Annotated in this window: 1 protein-coding gene; it reads left to right on the plus strand. The window is 45.9% G+C overall.

From position 1 onward, the window contains the following. Positions 1 to 599: alkaline phosphatase D family protein (locus tag R7Q46_RS28465; RefSeq protein WP_318078480.1), on the plus strand; the 599-nt coding region annotated here is incomplete at both ends.

The following is a 599-nucleotide window of genomic DNA, read 5'->3' on the forward strand; positions in this document are numbered from 1 at the left end:
CGGCTGCATGGACTGAGTGGTTGCCAGTTCGTGAGAATACATTCTCAAACATGTTGATTTATCGTCAGTTCTCATTTGGCAACTTAGTGAATCTCATGATGCTCGATACGCGCCTTGTTGGTCGTGATAAGCCGTTGGATTACTTCTCACTCAGTGCACCTACAATGGAAGCTATCGGTGGGTTAGTTGCTCAATCACGTAGTGCAGACAGAGAACTGCTAGGCACTGAACAACTTGCTTGGTTGATGAATGAATTCAACACGCACGATGCAAAATGGAACGTTTTAGGCCAACAAGTTTTGATGTCGCGAATGGAGCTACCAAGTTCAGTGATGACGGCGATGTTCCAACTGTTTACGTCAACAGAAGAGAAGAAAACAGAGGCTTTGTTGGCGGTCAATACAGCGATCACGGGTTATCTTGCCGATCCAAGTGCAGATCCCATTTCTCTGCCTTACAACCTCGATGCTTGGGATGGTTACTATGTCGAGCGTGAAAAAGTCTACCAACTGGCCAAAGCAAGTAGTGGCAATTTTGTGTGTTTAGCGGGCGATACTCACAACGCGTGGGCAAGTGAGTTAAAAGATGTGTCAAACAAT

This window comes from Vibrio sp. 811, from assembly GCF_033339195.1.